The 25,818-nt window shown below is 54.8% G+C and carries 22 protein-coding genes, 3 tRNA genes and 3 pseudogenes; 7 read left to right on the plus strand and 21 right to left on the minus strand.

The features are described from left to right. Positions 1-51: 51 nt before the first annotated feature. The 3 genes from fusA to rpsL all read right to left on the minus strand — a co-directional run bounded on the left by fusA (position 52) and on the right by rpsL (position 3,099). On the minus strand, positions 52-2,151 hold the full coding sequence (gene fusA, locus CUC55_RS17865; protein WP_103088686.1) for an elongation factor G: 2,100 nt from the start codon (positions 2,149-2,151) through the stop codon (positions 52-54). Between the two features lie 27 nt (positions 2,152-2,178). Beyond that, complete coding sequence (gene rpsG / locus CUC55_RS17870) at positions 2,179-2,649, minus strand: 30S ribosomal protein S7 (protein WP_103088687.1); 471 nt, start codon at positions 2,647-2,649, stop codon at positions 2,179-2,181. A gap of 78 nt (positions 2,650-2,727) precedes the next feature. Next, positions 2,728-3,099 carry a 30S ribosomal protein S12 gene (rpsL, locus tag CUC55_RS17875; protein WP_103088688.1) on the minus strand — a complete coding sequence of 124 codons (372 nt, stop codon included), beginning with the start codon at positions 3,097-3,099 and terminating at the stop codon, positions 2,728-2,730. A gap of 497 nt (positions 3,100-3,596) precedes the next feature. Between rpsL and CUC55_RS17880 the strand changes: the two genes are divergently transcribed. Continuing rightward, entirely contained in the window at positions 3,597-3,890 is a 294-nt protein-coding gene (locus CUC55_RS17880) for a transcriptional regulator (protein ID WP_067643729.1), read from the plus strand. Positions 3,891-3,924: 34 nt separating this feature from the next. Here the strand turns inward: CUC55_RS17880 and CUC55_RS17885 are convergent, their stop codons facing one another. Further along, a complete protein-coding gene (locus tag CUC55_RS17885) occupies positions 3,925-4,248 on the minus strand; it encodes a type II toxin-antitoxin system PemK/MazF family toxin (protein ID WP_103088689.1) in 324 nt (107 codons plus the stop codon). Then, positions 4,245-4,469, minus strand: coding sequence for an antitoxin MazE family protein (locus CUC55_RS17890; RefSeq protein ID WP_067643736.1), 225 nt, complete (start codon positions 4,467-4,469; stop codon positions 4,245-4,247). The genes CUC55_RS17885 and CUC55_RS17890 overlap by 4 nt, the downstream gene beginning before the upstream one ends. Before the next feature lie 233 nt (positions 4,470-4,702). Between CUC55_RS17890 and CUC55_RS17895 the strand changes: the two are divergent. After that, a pseudogene (locus tag CUC55_RS17895) lies at positions 4,703-5,334 on the plus strand (CatB-related O-acetyltransferase). A 175-nt stretch (positions 5,335-5,509) separates the two neighbouring features. Here CUC55_RS17895 and rpoC read toward each other — a convergent pair. The 12 genes and pseudogenes from rpoC to CUC55_RS17955 form a co-directional block, all read right to left on the minus strand. Continuing rightward, on the minus strand, positions 5,510-9,718 hold the full coding sequence (gene rpoC / locus CUC55_RS17900) for a DNA-directed RNA polymerase subunit beta' (RefSeq protein WP_103088690.1): 4,209 nt from the start codon (positions 9,716-9,718) through the stop codon (positions 5,510-5,512). A gap of 174 nt (positions 9,719-9,892) precedes the next feature. Then, entirely contained in the window at positions 9,893-14,032 is a 4,140-nt protein-coding gene (gene rpoB, locus CUC55_RS17905; protein ID WP_103088691.1) for a DNA-directed RNA polymerase subunit beta, read from the minus strand. Positions 14,033-14,291: 259 nt separating this feature from the next. After that, entirely contained in the window at positions 14,292-14,666 is a 375-nt protein-coding gene (rplL, locus tag CUC55_RS17910) for a 50S ribosomal protein L7/L12 (RefSeq protein ID WP_067643745.1), read from the minus strand. Between the two features lie 59 nt (positions 14,667-14,725). Beyond that, positions 14,726-15,244 carry a 50S ribosomal protein L10 gene (rplJ, locus tag CUC55_RS17915; protein ID WP_067643748.1) on the minus strand — a complete coding sequence of 173 codons (519 nt, stop codon included), beginning with the start codon at positions 15,242-15,244 and terminating at the stop codon, positions 14,726-14,728. A 357-nt stretch (positions 15,245-15,601) separates the two neighbouring features. Beyond that, the gene (rplA, locus tag CUC55_RS17920; RefSeq protein WP_067643755.1) at positions 15,602-16,297 is read right to left on the minus strand and encodes a 50S ribosomal protein L1; all 696 of its coding nucleotides are present in this window, start codon (positions 16,295-16,297) and stop codon (positions 15,602-15,604) included. A 2-nt stretch (positions 16,298-16,299) separates the two neighbouring features. Then, on the minus strand, positions 16,300-16,731 hold the full coding sequence (gene rplK / locus CUC55_RS17925) for a 50S ribosomal protein L11 (protein ID WP_067643756.1): 432 nt from the start codon (positions 16,729-16,731) through the stop codon (positions 16,300-16,302). 215 nt (positions 16,732-16,946) lie between these two features. After that, the gene (gene nusG / locus CUC55_RS17930) at positions 16,947-17,477 is read right to left on the minus strand and encodes a transcription termination/antitermination protein NusG (protein WP_103088692.1); all 531 of its coding nucleotides are present in this window, start codon (positions 17,475-17,477) and stop codon (positions 16,947-16,949) included. Positions 17,478-17,498: 21 nt separating this feature from the next. Next, a complete protein-coding gene (gene secE / locus CUC55_RS17935) occupies positions 17,499-17,699 on the minus strand; it encodes a preprotein translocase subunit SecE (protein WP_042618546.1) in 201 nt (66 codons plus the stop codon). A 184-nt stretch (positions 17,700-17,883) separates the two neighbouring features. Further along, positions 17,884-17,959 (minus strand) — tRNA-Trp (locus CUC55_RS17940). Between the two features lie 209 nt (positions 17,960-18,168). Beyond that, complete coding sequence (locus CUC55_RS17945; protein WP_067643760.1) at positions 18,169-18,855, minus strand: glycosyltransferase family protein; 687 nt, start codon at positions 18,853-18,855, stop codon at positions 18,169-18,171. A 182-nt stretch (positions 18,856-19,037) separates the two neighbouring features. Next, positions 19,038-19,592: pseudogene (locus CUC55_RS17950) on the minus strand (EF-Tu C-terminal domain-related protein); the annotation flags it as partial. A gap of 40 nt (positions 19,593-19,632) precedes the next feature. Beyond that, positions 19,633-20,373: pseudogene (locus CUC55_RS17955) on the minus strand (elongation factor Tu); the annotation flags it as partial. 349 nt (positions 20,374-20,722) lie between these two features. Between CUC55_RS17955 and CUC55_RS17960 the strand changes: the two are divergent. Together CUC55_RS17960 and CUC55_RS23335 are read left to right on the plus strand one after the other, a co-directional pair. Next, positions 20,723-21,352, plus strand: coding sequence for a TerC family protein (locus CUC55_RS17960; RefSeq protein WP_103088694.1), 630 nt, complete (start codon positions 20,723-20,725; stop codon positions 21,350-21,352). A 229-nt stretch (positions 21,353-21,581) separates the two neighbouring features. Next, positions 21,582-21,704 (plus strand): hypothetical protein, encoded by a 123-nt coding sequence (locus tag CUC55_RS23335; RefSeq protein WP_280939994.1) that lies wholly within the window; start codon positions 21,582-21,584, stop codon positions 21,702-21,704. A 14-nt stretch (positions 21,705-21,718) separates the two neighbouring features. Here CUC55_RS23335 and CUC55_RS17965 read toward each other — a convergent pair whose 3' ends face one another. After that, a complete protein-coding gene (locus CUC55_RS17965; protein ID WP_425352864.1) occupies positions 21,719-22,171 on the minus strand; it encodes a PAS domain-containing protein in 453 nt (150 codons plus the stop codon). A 265-nt stretch (positions 22,172-22,436) separates the two neighbouring features. On the opposite strand from CUC55_RS17965, the gene CUC55_RS17970 reads away from it, so the two are divergent. After that, positions 22,437-22,685, plus strand: coding sequence for a hypothetical protein (locus tag CUC55_RS17970; RefSeq protein ID WP_082760119.1), 249 nt, complete (start codon positions 22,437-22,439; stop codon positions 22,683-22,685). Positions 22,686-22,825: 140 nt separating this feature from the next. On the opposite strand, the gene CUC55_RS17975 is transcribed toward CUC55_RS17970, so the two are convergent. Beyond that, positions 22,826-22,899, minus strand: a tRNA-Gly gene (locus CUC55_RS17975). A 25-nt stretch (positions 22,900-22,924) separates the two neighbouring features. Continuing rightward, positions 22,925-23,009, minus strand: a tRNA-Tyr gene (locus tag CUC55_RS17980). Between the two features lie 312 nt (positions 23,010-23,321). Here CUC55_RS17980 and CUC55_RS17985 point away from each other — a divergent pair. Beyond that, positions 23,322-24,203 (plus strand): TrmH family RNA methyltransferase, encoded by an 882-nt coding sequence (locus tag CUC55_RS17985; RefSeq protein WP_067643767.1) that lies wholly within the window; start codon positions 23,322-23,324, stop codon positions 24,201-24,203. 32 nt (positions 24,204-24,235) lie between these two features. Continuing rightward, complete coding sequence (locus tag CUC55_RS17990; protein WP_067643770.1) at positions 24,236-24,622, plus strand: acyl-CoA thioesterase; 387 nt, start codon at positions 24,236-24,238, stop codon at positions 24,620-24,622. 14 nt (positions 24,623-24,636) lie between these two features. On the opposite strand, the gene CUC55_RS17995 is transcribed toward CUC55_RS17990, so the two are convergent. After that, positions 24,637-25,818: a DUF1501 domain-containing protein gene (locus tag CUC55_RS17995; RefSeq protein WP_103088696.1), complete on the minus strand. Its 1,182-nt coding sequence runs from the start codon at positions 25,816-25,818 to the stop codon at positions 24,637-24,639.

Genomic DNA, 25,818 nt, shown 5'->3' on the forward strand with positions numbered 1-25,818 from the left:
CCTGTCCCGTAAAGGGAATAAACTCTAAATTTCGTTTGGGGCGTACCCCGATCACTTCTGACCGGAGTACTTTGCCTGGATTTCCTGAGCAACGTTGCTTGGAACCGGCGAATAGTGATCGAAGGTCATCGAATACTGTGCGCGGCCCTGAGACATGGAGCGCAGGTTATCGACGTACTTGAACATGTTGGCCAGCGGAACGTGCGCGTTGATAACAACGGCAATACCACGGCTTTCCTGACCCTGGATCTGACCGCGACGCGAGTTCAGATCGCCGATCACGTCACCGACGTAATCTTCAGGGGTTACAACTTCAACCTTCATCATCGGCTCGAGAAGCTGTGCACCAGCCTTCTTCGCTGCTTCGCGGAAGCAGGCACGCGATGCAATTTCGAACGCCAGAACCGAGGAGTCAACGTCGTGATATGCGCCGTCGATCAGGGTTGCCTTGACGCCGAGCATCGGGAAGCCGGCCAGAGGACCGGAAGACAGAACGCTTTCGATACCCTTCTGAACGCCCGGGATGTATTCCTTAGGAACAGCACCGCCGACGATCTTGGATTCGAACTTGAAGTCTTCGCCTTCTGGGTTCGGTTCGAAGACGATCTTGACACGAGCGAACTGACCGGTACCACCGGACTGCTTCTTGTGTGTGTAATCTTCTTCGTGCTGACGTGTGATCGTTTCGCGGTAGGCAACCTGCGGAGCACCGACGGTAGCTTCAACCTTGAACTCGCGACGCATACGGTCAACGAGAATGTCGAGGTGAAGTTCGCCCATGCCAGCGATGATCGTCTGACCGGATTCTTCATCCGTCTTGACGCGGAACGAGGGATCTTCAGCTGCCAGACGGTTGAGCGCGAGGCCCATCTTTTCCTGGTCGCCCTTGGTCTTCGGTTCGATCGCGATCTGGATAACAGGCTCAGGGAATTCCATGCGCTCGAGGATAACCGGCTTCAGAGGATCGCAAAGCGTATCACCTGTTGTGGTTTCCTTGAGGCCGGCCAGAGCAACGATGTCGCCGGAGAAGGCTTCTTCGATGTCTTCGCGGGAGTTGGAATGCATCTGAAGCATACGACCGACGCGCTCGCGCTTGTCCTTGACCGTGTTCAGAACCGATGTGCCCNTTTCGAGCTTGCCGGAGTAGATGCGTGCGAAAGTGAGCGAACCAACGAATGGGTCGTTCATGATCTTGAACGCAAGCATGGAAAGCGGCTCGCTGTCGTCGGGGTGACGCTCGATTTCAGCTTCGGTCTTGAAGTCGATGCCCTTGATCGCAGGAATGTCCAGCGGCGAAGGCAGGTAATCGCAAACGGCGTCGAGAAGTGGCTGAACGCCCTTGTTCTTGAACGCAGTACCGCAGAACATCGGGTGGAACTTCACGTCGATGGTACCGCGGCGAACGAGTTCACGAATCTTCTCGTTGTCAGGCATTTCGCCGTTCAGGTAAGCTTCCATTGCTTCTTCATCGATATCGACGACCTGTTCGATCATCNTTTCACGATATTCAGCAGCCTTTTCCTTCATGTCGTCAGGAATTTCAACGACATCCCACTGGGCGCCGAGAGATTCATCACGCCAGATCAGAGCGTTCATTTCGATCAGATCGATAACGCCCTTGAATTCTGTTTCCGCACCGATCGGGAGCTGCATGACAACAGCGATGGCGCCGAGACGGGTCTTGATCATCTCTACCGAGCGGTAGAAGTCCGCGCCGGTCTTGTCCATCTTGTTGCAGAAGATCATGCGTGGAACATTGTACTTCTCAGCCTGACGCCAGACAGTTTCCGTCTGCGGCTCTACACCGGCGTTGGCGTCGAGAAGAGCGATCGCACCGTCGAGCACGCGCAGCGAACGTTCTACTTCAATCGTGAAGTCAACGTGGCCGGGGGTGTCGATGATGTTGAAACGACGCATCTTGCCATCGCGACCCTTCCAGAAGGTCGTCGTAGCAGCGGAGGTGATGGTGATACCACGCTCCTGCTCCTGCTCCATCCAGTCCATCGTGGCTGCGCCATCGTGAACTTCACCGATCTTGTGCGACTTGCCGGTGTAATAAAGAATACGCTCGGTTGTTGTCGTCTTACCGGCGTCGATATGCGCCATGATACCGAAATTGCGGTAGTCTTCGATTTTATATTCGCGAGCCATAACGGACTGCCTTTCGGATCGGTTAGATTACCAGCGGTAATGCGAGAATGCGCGGTTGGCGTCGGCCATCTTGTGCGTGTCTTCGCGCTTCTTGACTGCGGAGCCACGGTTGTTCGCTGCATCCATGAGTTCGCCGGAAAGGCGATCGACCATGGTTGTTTCGTTGCGCTTGCGCGCAGCAGCGATCAGCCAGCGGATCGCGAGAGCCTGACGGCGCTCTGGGCGAACATCGACCGGAACCTGGTAGGTTGCACCACCAACGCGGCGCGAACGCACTTCAACGTGCGGAGCAACGTTGTCGAGGGCCGAATGGAAGATGCCGAGTGGCTCTGCCTTTGCCTTACCCTGAACGACGTCGAACGCGCCGTATACGATGCTTTCTGCGACCGACTTCTTGCCGTGAAGCATGATGGCGTTCATGAACTTGGTAACGATCAGATCGCCGAACTTCGGGTCCGGATTGATCTCACGCNTTTCTGCACTATGGCGACGGGACATACTATTTGTCTCTCAATTGTTAGGGACGCTTTACCACGCGGAGAACCTCGCGCAGCGCCTGAATTTGTTTAGACCGAATTACTTCGGACGCTTCGCGCCATACTTGGAGCGGCGCTGCTTGCGGTTCTTGACGCCCTGGGTATCGAGAACACCACGGATGACGTGGTAACGAACGCCCGGCAAGTCCTTTACGCGACCGCCACGGATCATGACAACGGAGTGTTCCTGAAGGTTGTGACCTTCGCCAGGAATGTAGCCGATGACTTCAAAGCCGTTGGTCAGGCGAATCTTGGCAACCTTACGAAGAGCCGAGTTAGGCTTCTTAGGGGTCGTTGTGTAAACGCGTGTGCAAACGCCGCGCTTCTGTGGGNTTTCCTGAAGAGCAGGAACCTTATTTCGCTTTACCTGCGCCTGGCGTGGCTTACGGATCAGCTGGTTTACGGTAGGCATATAACCATCCCTTGCAAAAACTACTTTAGCCACCCTCACGGATGGCGGTTATACCGTTTCCGGCAACGACGCACGCATGGTTTCATGCATAAATCGTGGCCCGATCCGGTTTCCACGGATGGACCACCAAGAGCAGAGGACGTAAATCCTACGTCTTGCATGCAACAATCGTGTCTCGTACGTGTTTTTGGACCCTTGTTTGAGGCGATCTCCAGAACGAGTCGTTCCAGACAGCCAAACCTCACATTGGTTCCGATGGCGGGCGTACTACTGTTTTACCCCGCTTTCGTCAAGGGTGATTCAGTATTTAGTACCCGCGCGGCCTCCTCCAGCCGCCTTGGCATCGATGAATTACAGGGCGTTTTAACATAATGGCCCTCCCCTTGCACGCTTTTACCAATCGGGCCTTTGGCTTTTCATAAAAGCCGTCTATTGATTCCCAAAAGGCGGGAGTTTGCTCGCCGCCATACAATAATAACCAGNAAAGGAATCGCGTCATGATCACAGAACCAGACAACGACAACGGACGCGACGATCCCATGGTCTTCATCGTCATCGGCAAAGCCTATGAACGTGAAGGCGACGAAGGCATCGACATCCACATCATCCTACGCGCGCCAGACGACGACACCGCCGTTCGCGAAGCCCTTAACGCTCTCTCCGAAGAAGGCTTCCTCGAAGCCGACCTCGACCAGATCGGCATGCTGAATGATGTTCCCGACGAGGAGCCGCATGCGTCGGCCTATCAGGGTGCACTTGAGGGTGAAGTGGCGATTATCAAGTTTGCTTGAAATGAGAATGAGCGCGCTGCTACTGCTGGCGCGCTCAGGCAATACCGACAAAGATGGCTAATGATCTCGTGATCGAAAGCATCATGTCGTCGTCAAGGCGACCGAATACTGGCCCTAACTTGTGTCGCAGCACAGTCATAGACTTATCGACCATCACCTGAGACGGTTTGGTCAACCCANTTTGAGGTGATGGCTGAACTGTAAGGCGTATGAACGGCGCTTCAACAAGTGTTCCAGAAAGCAACAACACTGTAACCGTTGCTGTTTCAGAGAAATAGTCTGACTGGATAATCAGAGCGGGCCTTGGCTTTCCGAAATCGCCCGATACGGCAACAGTGACAAGATCACCTCGCCTCACTTAGAAACCTCTTCATCCATGTCAGCCAATGCGTCATCCGCGAATGCGTCGAACTCCGTGTCGAGCGCCTCTGACGCCGAGACCACCTTTGACTGACGGCGGCATTCTTCAGTAAAGCCAGCCCGCCGGGTATCAGGAACCCATATTTGCACGGGGCGCAGACCAGATGCACGCAAGGCGTCACGTCGCTTTTGTACTCTATGATTGACTGAGGTCGCCATAACGCTATCCAATATTTGTTACATGTNACAATATAGGAGTGCTTTCATTATGTAAAGCTTTTCAGTCCTCCCTCCGCGTAGATATCTGACGCAGAATCTTCCCTATCNAAACTATTCATTGGAGCGATACGAGGGACATGATGGATTTCATTGCTAAGAGCCAATAACCTGATCGTAGCGAAGTCAGCAGCAAGCTTTCACCAATGCGCTGGCAGTATATTTGAAAGNTTTCCATGGCCCTTCTTGATGCGAATGCCGTTAATCCCATTACATTACCCGATGGTAGCTTGTATCGGGACACCGTGTATCTGAAGAACGTGATAACCCACCCACGCATGGAAATCGGCGATTTCAGCTATTACACGCATTCTGGACCGCCAGAAGAAACGGCAACTATTCTGGCCCCCTTTCTTGGTCATGGTGTTCGCGAGCGGTTGGTGATCGGCAAGTTTGTTCAGATTGCCAGAGGTAGCTATTTTATAACCAGCTCGGCTAATCATCCGATGACCGGCTTTACAACGTACCCGTTCCGAATCTTCAAACCAGAGACGTTTGGCTATAAAGACCTGCCCGTAAGGACACGGTTGTCGACCACGACGTATGGATTGGCCAAAACGCGGCAATTATGCCGGGAGTCCACATAGGCACTGGCGCAATTATTGCGGCGGCCTCGGTCGTTACCCGTGACGTACCGCCCTATGCAGTTGTTGGAGAAAATCCAGCATCTATTATCCGAATGCGTTATTCCATTGAGGTCGTCAGCGAGCTTCTTTGTATCGCCTGGTGGGACTGGCCCATAGATNAAATCGAAGCCAACTTAACAGCGCTTAGCAACGGCGATATGGCCACACTCAGACTGGCCTGAACGATAAACACACACCCAGACACATTGGCGATGAGCACCACTCAGACTGCTCATCAGCATTTCATTGTTGACCAATCAGCAACACTAACCCTGAACAAAAAAACGCCCGGATCACTCCGGGCGTTTCCATTTAGACCAGACGGAACCTCTTACGAGGCCCCTGCCCTGACCACCGTTATTCGGCAGCTGGAGCCTTGTCTGTCATGTCTTGCAGCATGTGGTTTGCGGAAGACGAGCCGGTGCTCTTCTTGCGCTCTTCGATGATGAGCTCGTCGCGGTTTGTCGCGATGCGGCGGATCTGGGTCATGGTTCCGCCGGTACCGGCCGGGATAAGGCGGCCGACGATGACGTTTTCCTTCAGACCCTGCAACGTGTCGGTCTTGCCGGCGATTGCAGCTTCCGTGAGAACCTTTGTGGTTTCCTGGAACGAAGCAGCCGAGATGAACGAAGGCGTTTGCAGCGATGCCTTGGTGATACCCAGAAGAACCGGGTCGCCGTAGGATGGCTTCTTGCCTTCGTCGATCAGACGATCGTTGTTGTCTTCCATCTCAATGCGATCAACGCTGTCGCCAACGATGTAATGCGAGTCACCTGCATCGGTGATTTCCACCTTCTGCAGCATCTGACGCACGATGACTTCGATGTGCTTGTCGTTGATGACAACGCCCTGCAAGCGGTAGACTTCCTGGATTTCGTTCACGAGGTAGGAAGCCAAAGCTTCTACGCCCCTGATCGCCAGAATGTCGTGCGGTGCCGGGTTACCATNGAGAATGTATTCGCCCTTCTCGATGTAGTCGCCTTCCTGAAGGTGGAAGGGCTTGCCCTTCGGGATCAGGTATTCGACGGGCTCGACGCCATCCTCCGCAGGCTCGATCTGAACGCGACGCTTGTTCTTGTAGTCGCGGCCCAGACGGATCGTACCATCGATTTCGGCGATGATAGCGTGATCCTTCGGACGACGCGCTTCGAAGAGTTCGGCAACACGCGGCAGACCACCGGTGATGTCCTTGGTCTTGGCGCTTTCCAATGGTGAACGTGCAAGCACGTCACCCTGGAAGACCTTCTGACCAGGCTCGACCGAGAGAATAGCGTCAACCGAGAGCTGGAAGCGGGCTTCACCGCCACGAGCAAGCTTCAGCACCGTGCCGGAAGCATCCTTGATGATGATCGTCGGCTTCAGGTCCGAACCACGTGGTGTCGAACGCCAGTCGATAACCTGACGCTTGGTGATACCGGTGGACTCGTCGGTCGCTTCCAGAACGGAAAGACCATCGACCAGATCTTCGAAGTGAACAGTACCTTCCACTTCCGTCATCATTGGACGTGTGTAAGGGTCCCACTCTGCCAGACGCTGGCCGCGCTTGACCTTGTCGCCATCATCAACGAACAGCTTGGAGCCATAGGCTACGCGCTGCGAAGAACGCTCTACGCCACGCTCATCGAGAATGGTGACGGACATGTTACGGCCCATCGCGATGAGAATGNTTTCAGAGTTGCGCAGGCTGTTGCGGTTCTTGATCTGAATCGTACCTTCATACGACGCTTCCAGGAACGATTGGTCGACCACGTTCGCCGTTCCGCCAAGGTGGAACGTACGCATGGTGAGCTGCGTGCCCGGTTCACCGATGGACTGAGCGGCAATAACGCCAACCGCTTCGCCCATGTTGACAGGTGTACCGCGTGCAAGGTCACGACCGTAGCAGACGCCGCAAACACCAACCTGGATTTCGCAGGTCAGAGCAGAGCGAATGCGAACGGACTGGATGCCCGACTTTTCGATCGCAGCAATATCTGCTTCGTCCATCAACGTCCCAGCCTTGACGATGTTTTCGCCCGTGACCGGGTTGTCGATATCATCAAGAGCCGTACGTCCAAGGATACGTGCGCCGAGCGAAGCCACAACCTGACCGGCATCGACGATGGCAGTCATGGTGAGGCCCTTTTCAGTGCCGCAATCCACAGAGTTGACGATGCAATCCTGCGCCACGTCAACGAGACGACGTGTGAGGTAACCGGAGTTCGCCGTCTTCAAGGCCGTGTCTGCAAGACCCTTACGGGCACCGTGCGTCGAGTTGAAGTACTCGTTAACGGTCAGACCTTCCTTAAAGTTGGAAATGATCGGCGTTTCGATGATCTCACCCGATGGCTTGGCCATGAGGCCGCGCATACCACCCAGCTGACGCATCTGGTTCGGAGAACCACGCGCACCGGAGTGGCTCATCATGTAGATGGCGTTCATCGGCTTCTGGCGACCGGTCTCTGGATCGAACTCAACGGCCTTAATGCGGGCCATCATGTCTTCAGCGACCTTTTCGGTTGCCTTGCCCCAAGCGTCTACGACCTTGTTGTACTTTTCGCCCTGAGTGATCAGGCCGTCATTGTACTGCTGTTCGTATTCCTTGACCAAAGTTTCGGTGTCGCCAACGATCTTTACCTTGGTTTCCGGAATGATCATGTCGTCCTTGCCGAACGAGATGCCGGCGCGGCAAGCATGGGTGAAGCCGAGCTGCATGATACGGTCGCAGAAGATGACCGTGTCTTTCTGGCCGCAATGACGGTAGACCGTGTCGATCATCTTGGAGATGTTCTTCTTGGTCATTTCCTGGTTGCAAGTTTCGAAAGGCACGTTGACGTTCTTCGGCAGAAGCTCGCCAATGATCATACGGCCAGGTGTTGTGTCGTAGATCTTGGAAACCAGCTTACCATCAGCATCCATGGTCTTGAAACGGCCGCGAATTTTCGCGTGCAGCGTCACAACCTTGTTTTCCAGCGCATGGTGCAACTCGCCCATGTCGGAGAATGCCATGCCTTGACCTGGCTCGTTCTCGTTCATGATCGACAGATAGTACAGGCCTAGAACCATGTCCTGCGAAGGAACGATGATCGGCTGACCGTTTGCAGGGTGGAGAATGTTGTTGGTCGACATCATCAGCACGCGTGCTTCCAGCTGCGCTTCAAGCGACAGAGGAACGTGAACGGCCATCTGGTCGCCGTCGAAGTCGGCGTTGAAGGCCGTGCAGACGAGCGGATGCAGCTGAATAGCCTTGCCTTCGACCAGCATGGGTTCGAAAGCCTGGATACCCAAGCGGTGAAGTGTCGGCGCGCGGTTCAGGAGAACCGGGTGCTCGCGGATAACCTCGTCGAGGATATCCCAAACTTCCGGCTTTTCCNTTTCAACCAGCTTCTTGGCCTGCTTGACGGTGGAGGAGTAACCCTTTGCGTCAAGGCGGGCATAGATGAACGGCTTGAACAGCTCGAGCGCCATCTTCTTCGGCAGGCCGCACTGGTGCAGTTTCAGCTCAGGACCGGTCACGATAACCGAACGACCGGAATAGTCGACGCGCTTGCCGAGAAGGTTCTGACGGAAGCGGCCCTGCTTGCCCTTGAGCATGTCGGACAGCGACTTCAGCGGACGCTTGTTGGCACCCGTGATGACACGACCGCGACGGCCGTTATCGAACAGCGCATCGACGGATTCCTGCAACATACGCTTTTCGTTGCGGATGATGATGCCAGGCGCACGAAGCTCGATCAGGCGCTTCAAGCGGTTGTTACGGTTGATGACGCGGCGATAGAGATCGTTCAGGTCGGACGTGGCGAAACGGCCACCATCCAGCGGAACCAGCGGACGCAGGTCCGGTGGAATGACTGGAACAACCTTCATGATCATCCACTCGGGACGATTGCCAGATTCCATGAAGTTCTCAACGATCTTGAGACGCTTCATGAACTTCTTCTGCTTCAGATCCGATGTGGTCTCGGCAAGATCGGTGCGCAGGTCGCCAGCGATCTTTTCGAGGTTCATCGAAGCCAGCATTTCGTAGATGGCTTCAGCGCCGATCATCGCAGTGAACTGGTCTTCACCAAATTCATCGACGGCGATCATGTATTCTTCTTCGTTCAGAAGCTGGTTCTGCTTCATCGAAGTCAGACCAGGCTCGGTCACGATGTAGTTTTCGAAGTAGAGAACGCGCTCTACATCTTTCAGCGTCATGTCGAGCAATGTCGAGATACGCGAAGGCAGCGACTTCAGGAACCAGATGTGGGCAACGGGTGCTGCCAGTTCGATATGGCCCATGCGCTCACGGCGAACGCGCGACAACGTCACTTCAACGCCGCACTTTTCGCAGATGATGCCCTTGTACTTCATACGCTTGTACTTGCCGCACAAGCATTCGTAGTCCTTGATCGGTCCAAAAATGCGCGCGCAGAACAGACCATCGCGCTCAGGCTTGAACGTACGATAGTTGATGGTTTCCGGCTTCTTGATCTCGCCGTACGACCACGAAAGAATCTTTTCCGGGCTGGCAATCGAAATCCGGATGGAATCGAAGTGCTGCGCCGGTACCGACGGGTTGAAAAGGTTCATGACCTCTTGGTTCATGCCTGTCTCCTTAGGGGTTTGGCCCCTTGCTTGCATCTGGCACAGTGAGTCCGCATCACCAGCCAATGCCTAAAACATGATTAACCGCAAAATGCGGCGGAAGTTTCTACCCTTGGGTTTGACCCGAAGGGCGAAACAGGCAGGCACTTTATGAGGTGCCTGCCCTTCTGTTTCTTATTCCGCCGCGTCAGGCAGTTGAGCCGCTGCGTTGGCTTCATCGAGCTTCGAANTTTCGAGTTCGACGCTGAGACCGAGCGAGCGCATTTCCTTGACGAGAACGTTGAAGCTTTCAGGAATACCGGCCTCGAAGGTATCGTCACCACGGACGATCGCTTCATAAACCTTGGTGCGGCCCGCCACGTCGTCAGACTTGACGGTGAGCATTTCCTGCAGCGTGTAAGCAGCGCCGTAAGCTTCCAGAGCCCAGACTTCCATTTCCCCGAAACGCTGTCCGCCGAACTGCGCCTTACCACCAAGCGGCTGCTGGGTAACAAGCGAGTACGGACCGATCGAGCGAGCGTGGATCTTGTCGTCGACAAGGTGGTTCAGTTTGATCATGTACATGTAGCCGACGGTGACCTTACGGTCGAACTGTTCGCCTGTACGGCCATCATACAGAACAGACTGACCCGAGTCATGCAGACCGGCTCTGGTCAACATTTCAGCAACGTCAGGCTCATGCGCACCGTCGAAGACCGGCGTCGCAATGGAAACGCCCTTTCTGGACTGTTCAGCAAGCTTGATCAGCGAGTCGTCGTCGAAGTGTGCAACTTCGTCTTTCGCCTCACTGGCATAGACTGCCGTCAGCTCATTCTTCAGGTCGGTGATGTCCATCGTCTTGCGATATTCATCAAGCATATCGCCGATCTTCTTACCCATGCCGGCGCAAGCCCAGGCAAGGTGAGTTTCGAGGATCTGACCGACGTTCATGCGCGATGGCACGCCCAGCGGGTTCAAGCAGATGTCAACATGCGTACCGTCTTCCAGGAACGGCATGTCTTCAACCGGCACGATACGTGACACAACGCCCTTGTTACCGTGACGGCCAGCCATCTTGTCACCTGGCTGGATCTTGCGCTTCACAGCAACAAAAACCTTGACCATCTTCATGACGCCAGGAGGCATTTCATCGCCGCGCTGAACCTTCTCGACCTTGTCCATGAAGCGCTGTTCAAGGCGCGACTTGGATTCGTCGTACTGACCACGAAGCGCTTCCAGCTCGGACTGAGCCTTCTCGTCTTCGACGGCAAACATCCACCACTGCGAGCGGGGATATTCGGAGACGACGGTGTTCGAAAGCTCGACGCCCTTCTTGAAGCCCTTTGGACCGGCGATGGAAACCTGTCCGCGCAGCATCTCGATCAGACGGCCGTAGACGTTACGGTCAAGAATGGCCTGTTCGTCGTCGCGGTCCTTGGCAAGACGTTCGATTTCTTCGCGTTCGATCGCCATTGCACGTTCGTCTTTTTCGACGCCGTGACGGTTGAACACGCGAACTTCAACGACCGTACCAAACGTGCCCGGAGGCATGCGCATGGATGTATCGCGAACGTCGGAAGCCTTCTCACCGAAGATGGCGCGCAGAAGCTTTTCTTCCGGCGTCATCGGGCTCTCACCCTTCGGCGTGATCTTGCCGACGAGGATATCGCCAGGCTGAACTTCCGCACCGATGTAGACGATACCAGCTTCGTCGAGGTTCTTCAGCGCTTCTTCCGAAACGTTCGGAATGTCGCGCGTGATTTCTTCAGGACCAAGCTTGGTGTCGCGTGCCATCACTTCGAATTCTTCGATGTGAATGGACGTAAACACGTCGTCGGAGACGATGCGTTCGGACATCAGAATGGAGTCTTCGTAGTTGTAACCGTTCCAAGGCATGAACGCGACGAGCGCGTTGCGGCCAAGTGCCAAGTCACCGAGGTCAGTCGAAGGACCGTCAGCGATGATATCGCCCTTGTTCAGAATGTCACCGACAGAGACCAGCGGACGCTGGTTGATGCAGGTATTCTGGTTGGAGCGCTGGAACTTCTGCAGACGATAGATATCGACGCCGGACTTGCCTGCATCAAGATCTTCCGTCGCACGGATAACGATACGGGTCGCATCCACCTGATCGACCACGCCACCACGACGCGCCGCAATGGCAGCACCGGAGTCACGCGCAACGATCGGCTCCATGCCGGTTCCGACGAACGGAGCCTCGGCACGCAGCAGTGGAACGGCCTGACGCTGCATGTTCGAACCCATAAGGGCGCGGTTGGCGTCATCGTTTTCGAGGAACGGGATGAGAGCCGCAGCAACGGAAACCAGCTGCTTTGGCGAAACGTCCATCAGGTTGATGTTGTCACGCGGTGCCAGCATAACTTCACCGGAGTGACGGCAAACAACGAATTCTTCGGTGAATGCGCCTTCAGCGTCCAGCTCGGCATTGGCCTGTGCAACGTAGTACTTGGCCTCTTCCATAGCGGAGAGGTAGATCACTTCGGTCGTGACCTTGCCGTCAATGATCTTGCGGTACGGGCTTTCGATGAAACCGTATTTGTTGACGCGGGCAAAGGTCGCGAGAGAGTTGATCAGACCGATGTTCGGGCCTTCCGGCGTTTCGATCGGGCAAATACGGCCATAGTGCGTTGGGTGAACGTCGCGGACTTCGAAGCCTGCGCGCTCGCGTGTCAGACCACCTGGTCCAAGAGCCGAAAGACGGCGCTTGTGAGTGATTTCCGAAAGCGGGTTCACCTGGTCCATGAACTGCGACAGCTGCGAGGAGCCGAAGAATTCGCGAACGGCAGCAGCAGCAGGCTTTGCGTTGATCAGATCCTGCGGCATCACGGTGTCGATTTCGATCGAGGACATACGTTCCTTGATCGCACGTTCCATGCGCAGCAGACCCAGACGATACTGGTTCTCCATCAACTCACCGACGGAGCGAACGCGACGGTTACCGAGGTTGTCGATATCGTCGATCTCGCCCTTGCCGTCACGCAGTTCGACCAGCATCCTGACGACGGCCAGAATGTCTTCCTTGCGCAGCGTGCGCACGGAATCTTCCGCATCGAGATCAAGACGCATGTTCATCTTCACGCGGCCAACGGCAGACAGGTCGTAACGCTCGCTGTCGAAGAACAGCGACTTGAACATGGCTTCGGCCGAATCCATGGTCGGTGGTTCACCCGGACGCATGACGCGGTAGATGTCGAACAGAGCTTCCTGACGGTTCTGGTTCTTGTCCGCTGCCAGCGTGTTGCGGATGTAGGCACCAACATTGACGTGGTCGATGTTGAGGACAGGAATCTCGTTGAAGCCAGAGTCAAGAATGAGCTTCAGCGTCTTCTCGTCGATTTCGTCACCGGCTTCGAGATAGATTTCACCTGTCTCATAGTTGACGATGTCTTCTGCGAGGTAGTTGCCGTAAAGCTCTTCGTCGGACGCCTTGAGGAACTTGAGGCCCTTGTCGGACAGCTGACGGATCAAACGAGGCGTCAGCTTCTTGCCAGCTTCGACAACGACTTCGCCCGTGTCGGCATCGACCAACTCGGTGATGACCTTGGCACCCTTCAGCACGTCTGGCTGATAAGGGTAACGCCAGCCTTCGCCGTCACGCTCGTAGCTTGCCTTGGTGTAGAAAGTCGACAGAATTTCTTCGCCGTCCATGCCGAGAGCCATCAGCAACGATGTTGCAGGCAGCTTGCGACGACGGTCGATACGCGCGTAGACGACATCCTTGGCATCGAACTCGATATCGAGCCACGAGCCACGATAAGGAATGACGCGGGCAGCAAACAGAAGCTTGCCGGATGAGTGGCTCTTGCCCTTGTCGTGGTCGAAGAAAACGCCTGGCGAACGGTGCATCTGCGAAACGATAACGCGCTCAGTACCGTTGACGATGAACGTGCCATTGTCTGTCATCAAAGGCATGTCGCCCATGTAGACGGACTGTTCCTTGATGTCCTTGATGGACTTCGCACCCGTATCTTCGTCAATATCGAACACGATAAGACGCAGCGTCACCTTGAGCGGCGCTGCGTAGGTCAGATCGCGCTGACGGCATTCTTCGGTGTCGAATTTCGGCGGTTCGAATTCGTAAGACACGAATTCGAGCATGGAAGCGCCCGAAAAGTCGGTGATAGGGAACACGGATCTGAATACCGCGTTCAATCCCTCGTCAGGACGCCCGCCTTCGGGCTCCTTGACCATGAGAAACTGGTCATACGAAGCCTTCTGAACCTCGATGAGGTTCGGCATTTCCGCTACTTCTGGAATTTTGCCGAAAAACTTGCGTACGCGCCTGCGACCGTTAAACGAAAGGGTCTGAGCCATCGTCGCTCCTTTAAAATTGCATCCGGGCCTGCAACGGACGGGAACCGCTGGCCAGTCGATCCCGTCAATCCAATGAGTGTCTTCAATCTCGTTTCACATCCCGAAGTGCAAGGCCGGATTGCCTCTACAGCGCGGTTCGAAACTATTCTCTTGAAGAACCCATTACCCNAAAGCCATTTTCACGCGGCTTTTGGGTAATAAGTTCGGGAGAAATGTGAGCAGGAGGCGGTGCGGACACCGCCTCCCGAACATTTCAAGATTACTTGACGTCAACCTTGGCGCCAGCTTCTTCAAGCTTCTTCTTAAGGTCAGCAGCTTCAGCCTTGGAAACAGCTTCCTTAACAGCCTTAGGAGCGCCTTCAACGAGGTCCTTAGCTTCCTTCAGGCCGAGACCTGTGATTGCGCGGACTTCCTTGATGACGTTGATCTTGTTTGCGCCAGCTTCAACGAGAATAACGTCGAATTCTGTCTTTTCTTCTTCAGCAGGAGCTGCAGCAGCGCCGCCAGCAGCAGCAACTGCTACAGGAGCAGCAGCGGAAACGCCCCACTTTTCTTCGAGAAGCTTGGAAAGCTCAGCAGCTTCCAGAACTGTCAGAGCGGAGAGGTCGTCAACGATCTTTGCGAGATCAGCCATGTTATAGTTCCTTTAATTCGGTTCGAACCGGTTTGAATATTTACAGCGNAAAAACCGCCTTAAGCGGCTTCGTCCTTCTTTGAGTAAGCCGAGAACACGCGAGCAAGCTGGCTTGCTGGTGCTGCAACAACCGTAGCGATGCGCGTTGCAGGAGCCGCAAAGAGGCCCAGCAGCTTGCCACGCAGCTCGTCCAGCGAAGGCAGGGTCGCAAGCGACTTGACTGCATCTGCGTTGAGCGTGGTTGTTCCCATGGCGCCGCCCAGAACAACGATCTTGTCGTTGGTCTTTGCGAAATCCATGACGACTTTCGGAGCAATCATAGGGTCAGTGCTGTAAGCAATCAGCGTCTGTCCCTTGAAGAGATCGATGATCCCTTCCGACTCCGTACCCTGAAGAGCGATCTTGGCCAGGCGGTTCTTCGCGACCTTGACGGTGCCGCCAGCAGCGCGCATTTTCGAACGAAAATCGTTCATCTGCGCAACTGTGACACCAGCATAGTGGGCCACGACAACTGAACCAGAAGCCTTGAAGACTTCATTCAGCTCCGTGACGAATTCGCGTTTTTCCGCTCTTTCCACTGTCTGTCTCCAGTAGATGAGAACACATTGAACTGTGAACCCATCGGGTTTGCCTTTGCCTCAAGAGATCTTGTTACCNAAATCTCAAGCGACGCTTGAGGATCCTGTCCCCCGCTCTGTCGCCGCAAACGGCTTCAGGCACAGGCACATCAGGTTCGAACCGGATTATTAAGCATCCTTGGATGCGAAAATCCGGGCCTTACCCGTCTCATGTAGGCTGAATGATTAAGGCCNAAATCCCGAGGGAAATGAGCCACCTACAATCTCGGACAGGAGTTCCAGGTTGCCCTGGAAATTCCCGACCCTTGCGAGCCGGAAATTGAGGTTGCCGCGCCTCTAGCGAAGCGCGGCGAATGATTATGCAGTGACCGACGAAGGCTCGATGCGAACGCCTGGACCCATAGTCGAGGAAATCGCTACGCGCTTGACGTAGTTGCCCTTGGCACCAGCTGGCTTTGCCTTGATGACGGCATCAGCGAAAGCCTTGATGTTTTCTTCGAGCGCCTTGGCGTCGAAGGAAGCCTTGCCAATACCAGCGTGAACGATACCGGCCTTTTCGACGCGGAATTCAACGGCGCCGCCCTTGGAAGCCTTAACAGCTCCAGCGACGTCCATCGTAACCGTACCAACCTTAGGGTTAGGCATCATGCCGCGTGGGCCGAGAACCTTACCGAGACGACCGACGAGCGGCATCATGTCAGGTGTCGCGATAACGCGGTCAAAATCGATCTTGCCGCCCTGAACGATTTCGAGCAGGTCTTCAGCACCAACGATGTCTGCGCCTGCGGCCTTGGCTTCATCAGCCTTGGCACCACGAGCAAAAACAGCAACGCGAACGTCACGGCCTGTACCGTTTGGCAGGTTAACAACGCCGCGAACCATCTGGTCTGCGTGACGTGGATCGACACCGAGGTTCATCGAGACTTCAACAGTTTCGTCGAACTTGGCGATAGCCCGTTCCTTGACCATCGAAATGGCGTCGGTCAGGACATAAAGGGTCTTGGGATCAACGCCTTCGCGGATCTTCTTTACGCGTTTTGCAAGCTTTGCCATGATCAACCTACCACTTCCAGGCCCATGGCGCGGGCAGAGCCCTCAACCATCGCCATTGCGCCTTCGATATTGGCGGCGTTCAGATCCTTCATCTTGGCTTCAGCGATCGTCTTGACCTGAGCCTTGGTGATGGAACCGACCTTGGCACCCTTACCAGGTGTCTTGGAACCGGCAGTGATTTTTGCTTCCTTCTTCAACCAATAGGTCATGGGCGGCTGCTTCATGACGAAGGTGAAGGACTTGTCCTGGTAATAGGTAATGACGACCGGAATCGGCATACCCTTTTCCATTTCCTGCGTGGCGGCATTGAACGCCTTGCAGAATTCCATGATGTTAACGCCACGCTGACCAAGCGCCGGGCCGATTGGCGGGGACGGGTTTGCCGATCCTGCCTTGACCTGAAGCTTGAGCTGGCCTGCAACTTTCTTAGCCATATCTCTCTGCCNTTCGAATAGAACCGGTTTCCCGGCTCACTTGCCGGAAATTCCGGCGGCTGCGGTTGCGTGGTGCGACCTCTGACCCGGCTTAAGAGTTCAGAGTATCTTCCACGCGTTTTGCGGCTATGCCGCATCACATCAGTTATAAAAGCAATGACTTGCGATCATATCCTGATGTATTGAATCGAAGGCGGTTCGCCTTCGGAAACTCGTCAGACTTTTTCAACCTGCGCGTATTCTAGTTCTACAGGCGTTGCACGACCGAAGATCGAAACCTCGACCTTCAAGCGCGAACGCTCCTCATCGACGTCCTGCACCACACCGTTGAACGATGCAAACGGACCATCGGAAACGCGAACCTGCTCGCCGATTTCGAACGACACCGAAGACTTCGGACGCTCGACACCCTCTTGAACCTGACCGAGAATACGGTCTGCTTCAGCGTCAGGGATCGGAACAGGCTTGTTATCGGAACCCAGAAAACCCGTGACCTTCGGGGTATTCTTGATGAGGTGATAAGCCTCGTCCGTCAGGTTGGCGCGCACAAGCACGTAACCCGGGNAAAACTTACGCTCGCTATCGACCTTGCGACCGCGACGCACCTCAACGACCTTTTCGGTCGGAACCAGAATCCGTTCAAAAAGATGATCAAGACCCTTCTGACGAACCTTTTCTTCAATCGACTCAGCGACCTTCTTTTCGAAGTTCGAATATGCCTGAACAATGTACCAACGCGCTGCCATCTTTACTCTCCGCTCAATTCGTTACCGGCCAACGCTCAGAACGAGACTGAGCAACCAGCCGATGAGCTGGTCAGCCGCAAAGAAGAACAGTGCCGCGAAGATCACCATTACCAAAACCATGGCCGTGGAAATCATTGTCTCGCGGCGCGACGGCCAAGTGATCTTCGACGCTTCGGCGCGAACCTGCTGCAGAAACGTAAACGGATTGGTTTTGGATGCCATTGACTGCCCACGCAATTACGGCACGTAAAGTCGAAATAATCGACCCCACGCACCGCGTGTCTATTTTGACCTACATAAACATCGATTCCCTCTTTAACAAGGGGAAATCGACATTTGGCGAATTTCACCGGTAAACCGGCACCTCACCTGCCTTGCAGCGAGACCGCGCTTGCGGATGAGGAAATGGCAGGGGCAGTAAGGCTCGAACTTACGACCTGCGGTTTTGGAGACCGCCGCTCTACCAACTGAGCTATACCCCTACAACGAACATTCCGGCTAACGTCTTGTGTCCGCCATGGTCCGTGACGCCCGTTTAAGGCCACGAATCTTTATTGGCAAGTGNTTTTTTTAATTTTCACAGACTTGCATGAGGAGCGGAGAACGGGGCTCGCAAAGATGCCTGCGTGAGCCACCCAAACAGAGAATGCGCCAGAAGGCGCATTCCNAAATACCGTGTCGAGAGTGCCTGTTACGCGCGTTGGACAACCGTCAGCATACGCTCTCTGGCTGCGAACCACTCTTCGGCGTAATCGTCATTCTTGTATTCCTCGAAATACGGCCCACCGTCGGTAAAGTGGACATTATCCGCATCGGGATTGTGATCATATTCGTTAACGAGCCAGTTCCAGGTCGCTGGTATTTCGCCAATCTGGTCATCGGATTCGAGCCATTTGAACTGGTGGAGCTGAAGGCCGGTTGCCGTGTTGACATAGTCCTTGGTCAATGCCTTGCACTTGGCGTTATTGAACAGAATGAAACTCGACCAGTTCTTCTTTTCATATTTGGTTTGAGTCTGCCCGAGAAACTTCGTTTCCACTTTCGGCACGTAGTCATGCTTGACGCACATGGCCGCATATCGATCATCACGCAGGCTCCACAGCTTGGCGATATCCGTGCGCATCAGCATGTCGCAGTCCGCGAAGATCGACCATCCCTCGTAGTTGCTCAGATAAGGCACGAGAAAACGCGAAAATGAAAATTCCGTCGTCTGAAGCTGGTTACGTTCGCGCGTGAAGAGACCGCCGAGATTATTGAGAGCAATGGGCGTAAACTCGACCGGAATAGAACTCTTCTCCTGAATGCTCTGGCAGAATACGTGGTAGGCGACAACTTCCTTGCTATCGAAGCCTATAAAAATACGAGCAGTATCAGACATGGTTACTCCAGTAATTTACCGATTTTGGACAGTGTTGAATAATTGTAGCGCGAATTAGTCCACTTTATGAACGGATTCGTCAAGTTTGCTTATCGCCACGCTCTAGAACTGGTTANTTTCCGTNAAAACAAAAAGCCCCGCTGTTGCCAGCGGGGCTTCTGAATATCCCTTCCGGGATAAAATTACTCGACGATCGAAGCGACGATGCCGGCGCCGACGGTACGGCCGCCTTCGCGGATCGCGAAGCGCAGCTTTTCTTCCATCGCGATTGGAACGATCAGTTCGACTTCAACGGTCACGTTGTCGCCTGGCATAACCATTTCCGTGCCTTCTGGAAGCGAAACGATACCGGTCACGTCAGTCGTACGGAAGTAGAACTGTGGACGGTAGTTCGTGAAGAACGGCGTATGACGACCGCCTTCTTCCTTCGTCAGAATGTAGGCTTCTGCTATGAACTTCTTGTGCGGCTTGACAGAGCCTGGCTTGCAAAGGATCTGACCACGCTCAACGCCATCGCGCTGCACGCCACGGATCAGCGCGCCAACGTTATCGCCAGCCTGGCCCTGATCGAGCAGCTTGCGGAACATTTCAACGCCGGTAACAGTCGTCTTGGTCGTGGCGCGAATGCCGACGATTTCAACTTCTTCACCAACCTTGACGATACCGCGCTCAACGCGACCCGTCACAACCGTACCACGGCCCGAGATCGAGAACACGTCTTCGATCGGCAGCAGGAACGGCAGGTTGATCAACGCCGGTAACAGTCGTCTTGGTCGTGGCGCGAATGCCGACGATTTCAACTTCTTCACCAACCTTGACGATACCGCGCTCAACGCGACCCGTCACAACCGTACCACGGCCCGAGATCGAGAACACGTCTTCGATCGGCAGCAGGAACGGCAGGTTGATCGGACGCTCTGGCGTCGGGATGTAGGCGTCAACCTGAGCCATCAGCTCGCGGATCGCGTCTTCGCCGATCTTCTTGTCAGAATCTTCAAGAGCAGCAAGAGCCGAACCCTTGACGATTGGAATATCGTCGCCTGGGAAGTCGTAGGACGACAGAAGTTCGCGAACTTCCAGTTCTACCAGTTCCAGCAGTTCTTCGTCGTCAACCTGGTCAACCTTGTTGAGGAACACAACGATCGCAGGAACGCCGACCTGACGAGCCAGCAGGATGTGCTCGCGGGTCTGTGGCATCGGGCCGTCGGCGGCCGAGCAAACCAGGATCGCGCCGTCCATCTGGGCWGCACCGGTGATCATGTTCTTCACGTAGTCGGCGTGGCCGGGGCAATCAACGTGCGCGTAGTGACGAGCAGGCGTCTCATATTCAACGTGTGCCGTCGAAATCGTGATACCGCGTGCCTTTTCTTCCGGTGCAGCGTCGATCTGGTCGTACGCCTTGAACTCGCCGAAGTACTTCGTGATCGCAGCAGTCAACGACGTCTTGCCGTGGTCAACGTGACCGATCGTGCCAATGTTGACGTGCGGCTTGTTGCGCTCAAACTTGCTCTTTGCCATGTGAATTGCTTCCTGTGAACGTGAAGTCGATTTCCCGGCGAACCGGTTTGGTGTCGCCGTTTACGGCTTTGCAAGCGAATGCGCAAGACTTAATTGTAAGCACGCATGTTGCATCGCCAAAAGCGACGTGATGACCGCAATATGGGGCTATATTCCATGAATTCAACGCGTCGTGGCGGAGGATTTAGGGTTTTACTGCCACACGCACTCTTTACGAAGAAGTGATTTCCGTCATATTGACAATCGAATTGGCCCACGGAAACCGGAATCGATAGTACCGGTTTATTAACGTCCGTCTTCACAACCGCTCTCTCCCCGACACCAATTCGTGTCTGCTTCAGGATCTGTCATGGAAATTTTTACGGCTGCGGGNTTTACGGCATTTCTTCAGGTCATTGCGATCGACCTTGTTCTTGCAGGCGATAATGCCATCGTCATCGGTCTTGCCGCCGCCGGCCTTCCGGGACACCTCCGCCGAAAGGCCATCCTTGTCGGTATTATTGCGGCAACCGTTCTTCGTATCGCCTTCGCTGCTCTGACCGTACAACTCCTCGCCATTGTCGGCTTGCAGCTTTTCGGCGGCCTTCTTTTGGCGTGGGTTTGCTGGAAGATGTGGAGTGAACTGCGTGCGCGGGGCAAAGCGGGAGACGAGGTCACCGATGATGAAGCCGATCTGACGAAGGGGAACAAGACGTTCTTCCAGGCAGCTGTTCAAATCGTCATTGCTGACGTATCGATGTCGCTTGATAACGTCCTGGCCGTTGCAGGTGCCGCGCAGGNAAACATCACCGTCCTCATCATCGGCCTGATCNTTTCCATCGCACTGATGGGCCTTGCCGCAAATTACGTGGCAAAGCTGCTGCACCGTTACCAGTGGATTTCCTATATAGGCCTTGCAGTCATCGTCTACGTAGCGCTCAACATGCTCTACCACGGCGGCGTCGAAGTCTGGCCTTACATCCAGCCGTATTTCAACTAAAGCGGCCCGCCATACCGACTTTTAACAGCCCGGAGATCACGCAGATCTCCGGGCTTTTTTAATAGAAAACCCGGTTAACGTACGATCCCTATGAAGGGCAAATCACCCCACCGTGAACGACAACTGGTAAAATTCGCCTATACATTTTTATTGTTGCCGTCAGCGTCGGGCAAGCTTAGACACCCAATACTTTAGACATAACAAAATTATTATAAAGGCTGTCTGAACAATGGCTTATGACTGGACGGGCGGACGTGTTCGCCGTTTCCGCCAACTCAAGATCGGCATGACCCTTGGCGGCTTACTGATCACCCTACTCGTCTTGGGAACTCTCTACGGTACGACGATATAAGAGCGCACGTTCGCCTAGGTGATTGAAGCAGGCTGGTTGACGTTGGACGCATCCGCTTCGCCCGTATAAGGGCTTTCGAAAACAATGCCGCTGAAAAGCGTCGCGACGCCGTCAATGTAGCGATAGCATTTTCCGATTTCGGTTATCTTTGTGAAGCCCTCTCCTCGGCGCACCCTGTAGACCATTTCAAATGCTTCCCCAGCCAGCACAGANTTTTTTATTCCCTCCACAACGTAGGGCCGGTCATCTTCGTGGATGATTGGCATCATCCGCTCTACCGGCAAGCCACCGTCCATCTCCTCGGAGGAAAACCCCATGATCTTGGCGAATGTATCATCCGCCCAGAAAAGGTTCTGCTGGACATCCCAGACATAAAATCCACCAAGGTTGACGGCGACGTAACGTTGGATAGGTGTCTTATCAGGCATTCTCAATCCTGGGTTTATATTTCGCAATAAAACTACCATATGCGGTATCTGGAAACCGCACAATAAGGCAAAACTGTGTTTTCAACCAAACGGTGAGTGCTTAGGAATCGTTCCGCCTGACGAGCAATATTTTATGGCACTGCTCCTCCACACACAGCTAGTTATGGGAGGCCAATTCATANTTTCAGAACTTCGGGGAAGGCCAACCAGTTAACCGTGAATCAAAGACTTAAATCGTTTCATTGCAAACGGTGGAACCGGGACAGGAACTGAACGTTACAAACAGCATTCAGGAGAGAGAAAAATGAAACTTGTCACAGCAGCACTATGCTTCTTATCAGTAGGCGTTCTCAGTGGTTGCGTCGATGATCGTGGGTACCGAGGCGCTGGTTACGCGTCTACCGGCGTCTATTACAGGACCTATGATCGTGACCGCCATTACCGTGATTATGATCGTCGCGACTGGCGTGATCGTAGAGGAAACTGGCGGGATAACGACCGTGGGCGCTATCGCGGAGACAACCGCGTCATCTACGGCGTGATTCAGCGCTAGTAACGATTACAAGAGCCAAGAATTAGCGAATGACATAAGCCTTCGGTCGCTGCCGGAGGCTTTTTCGTGTCCGATNAAACAAACATCGACAGAGACTCTCGAAGAGAGTGACATGGCTTGTGGAAAATTCTGGAGATTGTTGGAGCGGGTAGCGGGAATCGAACCCGCGTATTCAGCTTGGAAGGCTGCTGCTCTACCATTGAGCTATACCCGCGGCGGTGATTTCGATCCGTGCAGAATGGTGGAGGAAGTTGGATTTGAACCAACGTAGGCTGAGCCAACGGATTTACAGTCCGTCCCCTTTAACCACTCGGGCATTCCTCCAGTATTCTGCGAGGATCAAGCGACCAAGCTTAACCAGATTTCTAGTCCGGCGCTTTGCCGTTCCGTCGTCTGTGGCCGCGTATATGACTGCCCTCGCCGCGTCTGTCAACACGATGCGTGACGAAATTTCACGAAAAATGCGAACAGAGTCATAGGCCTGTGGATGAGTGTGCATCCGGCGTGAAACGCTTCAGCGGTTTTACATGACGGCATTCAAAAACGATGCGAGATGGTAATCCCTATGCCCAACGGAAAGGTCGCGAAGCGTTACAGGGTACTGGTGCTGGGGCGGCGCTAAAGATATAAGACGGCATGAGCAAAGACGATCCCAATGATAAATCCACCCGCGACACTCACTATGCAACGCTGCGCCGTCAGGTACGCGATGCCAAGAGAGAGCGTGGCGAAATCCCCACCCCCGCATTTCAGAAGCGCAGGCCGCGTGGCGGCGAAGACTGGAAGGCACCGCAACTGGCGCCGGATCAGGTCCATCTCTATGGCCTGCACACGGTACGCGCGGCACTTTCCAACAAGGAACGTGAGATCGTAAAGCTGTCTGTAACGCTGAACGCGTTGGCACGGCTGGAAATCGGCACGGCGGAAGAGCAGCCTTTCCCGGTCGAAATGGTATCACCGCAGGATATCGACAAGGTGCTTGGGCCAGACGCCATCCACCAGGGCATCATGCTGGAAACCAAGCCCCTGCCCGTCAAGAAGCTGGGCGCATTGAAGAATAGCCCGCTGATTCTCGTCCTCGATCAGGTTACAGATCCACACAATGTCGGCGCCATCATGCGTTCGGCAGTCGCCTTCAATGCCGGTGCGGTTATCACCACCATGCGTCACAGCCCGACCGAATCAGGCGTTATGGCCAAATCCGCATCCGGCGCGCTGGAAATGATCCCCTACATTCAGATCGGCAATCTGGCCGACGCGCTGGGCGAGTTGCACAAGCTCGGCTTCACCTCCATCGGGCTGGACTCAGAAGGCCCTGCCCCGATCGAGGGAACATTCAGCGGCAAGAAAATCGCGCTCGTTCTCGGTGCCGAAGGCAAGGGCCTGCGTCAGAAGACGCGTGAAACCGTCTCTGCGCTGGCACGTCTCGATATGCCCGGTGAAATCAAATCGCTGAATGTCTCGAATGCAGCCGCCATCGCGCTGTACGCCGCTCGCCAATTTCTCGCNAAACCGTAATTTCCCAATCCGAATCATTTCGTGGAGCACCAATGACAGACCTGACAAAACCCACCGGCGAACTCACACTTCGCACGCTTGCCATGCCGACAGACGCAAATCCGGCGGGCGATATTTTCGGCGGCTGGGTTATGTCACAGATGGACTTGGCGAGCGGCATTCGTGCCGCAGAACGTGCCCGCTGTCGCGTGGTCACGGCAGCGGTCAAGGAAATGGCGTTCGAACTGCCCGTGAAGATCGGCGATACACTGTCGATCTATACGGATGTTGCTCGCGTAGGCCGAACGTCGATTACCCTGACCGTCGAAGCATGGGCGCAGCGCTCACGCTATAACGCCATGGAAAAAGTAACTGCTGGAACTTTCATCATGGTGGCGATGGACGGAAACGGTAAGCCGACTCCTATCTCGCAGGCCTGAACTGCTCGCTCACCTCACACTTTCAGATATGCCGATGATCTGTCGAAGCTGAGGCCAGGGAACACGCCGTTGGTCAACGCTTCGCTGCCGACATCGAACTGACGGTAGAGCATGGCTGCGGCGAGTTCGCGGACATCACCCGTGGGCATCAGGTCACGATCATCAAGCAGCTTGCCATCACCAAGCCCGGGCCACTTGCCCAAGACGCGGCCACCATCGATGCCGCCACCGGCGAGAATAGACACACCACCGGTGCCATGGTCTGTACCAGCAGTGCCGTTCTCACGAACCGTTCGCCCGAATTCTGTCATCGCCAACACGACAGTCTTTTTCCAGACTTCCGGCCCCAACGCATCTTTCAGCGTCGTGAGCGCAATCGTCAGGTCTTTGACCGTTCTGGCAAATTGGCCTTTCTGGCCCGCATGCGTATCCCATCCATCAATGGNAAAACTGGCGATGCGGTAATCTTCGCGCAGCAGACCGCCTGCAAGCTTGGCCACATCGCGAATGCCCTGCCCGCGTTTTTCGTCCTGAAAAAGCTGCTCTGCCGACATGTCCGTGCGCAGGGCTTCGGCCAATACCCGGCTGAAATCCGCGTCATTCGCATACAGCCGCTTGAAGAAGGCCACGTCATCGGCCGCCATCGTCATGTCTGAGGTCGAAGCCCAGACATCGGNCTCATTGGGGCCTGCCAGAATGAGCTCCATCGACGTGTTGATGTCGATGGCCTTGCGTTCCTGCGAACGTGGGATGGATGAGAGCGCGCGGTTGAGCCACCCGGTGCGTTCGCCATGCACATGTTCAGCGCCGCTCTCCAACATGTCCTGCCCATCGAAATGGCTGCGTTGGTCGCGATAGGGCGTGGAAACCGCATGTATGAAGGCAAGTTCTTTCGCCTGAAACAGTGGCATCAATGGTTGCGCCGCCGGATTCAGTCCGAAATGCCCATCGAGATCGATCAGGCCGGTATCTGGTGTTAATGCCAATGTCGGGCGAAAACCGGCAAAGGCTGCATCGCCGTAAGGCTGCACCAGATCGAGCCCATCCATCGCGCCGCGCAAGACGATCGTCACGAAACGATTTTCACCGGGCATGGCAGCAAAGCTGACCGGAGAGAATACCGGCAACGCCGCTGCGCAACATGCGGTGGCAAGAAAGCTGCGACGACTGATCAGCATATCCTGAGAGAAGGCCAT

Origin of the sequence: Agrobacterium bohemicum (assembly GCF_002896715.1) — a bacterium.
GTDB lineage: Bacteria > Pseudomonadota > Alphaproteobacteria > Rhizobiales > Rhizobiaceae > Agrobacterium > Agrobacterium bohemicum.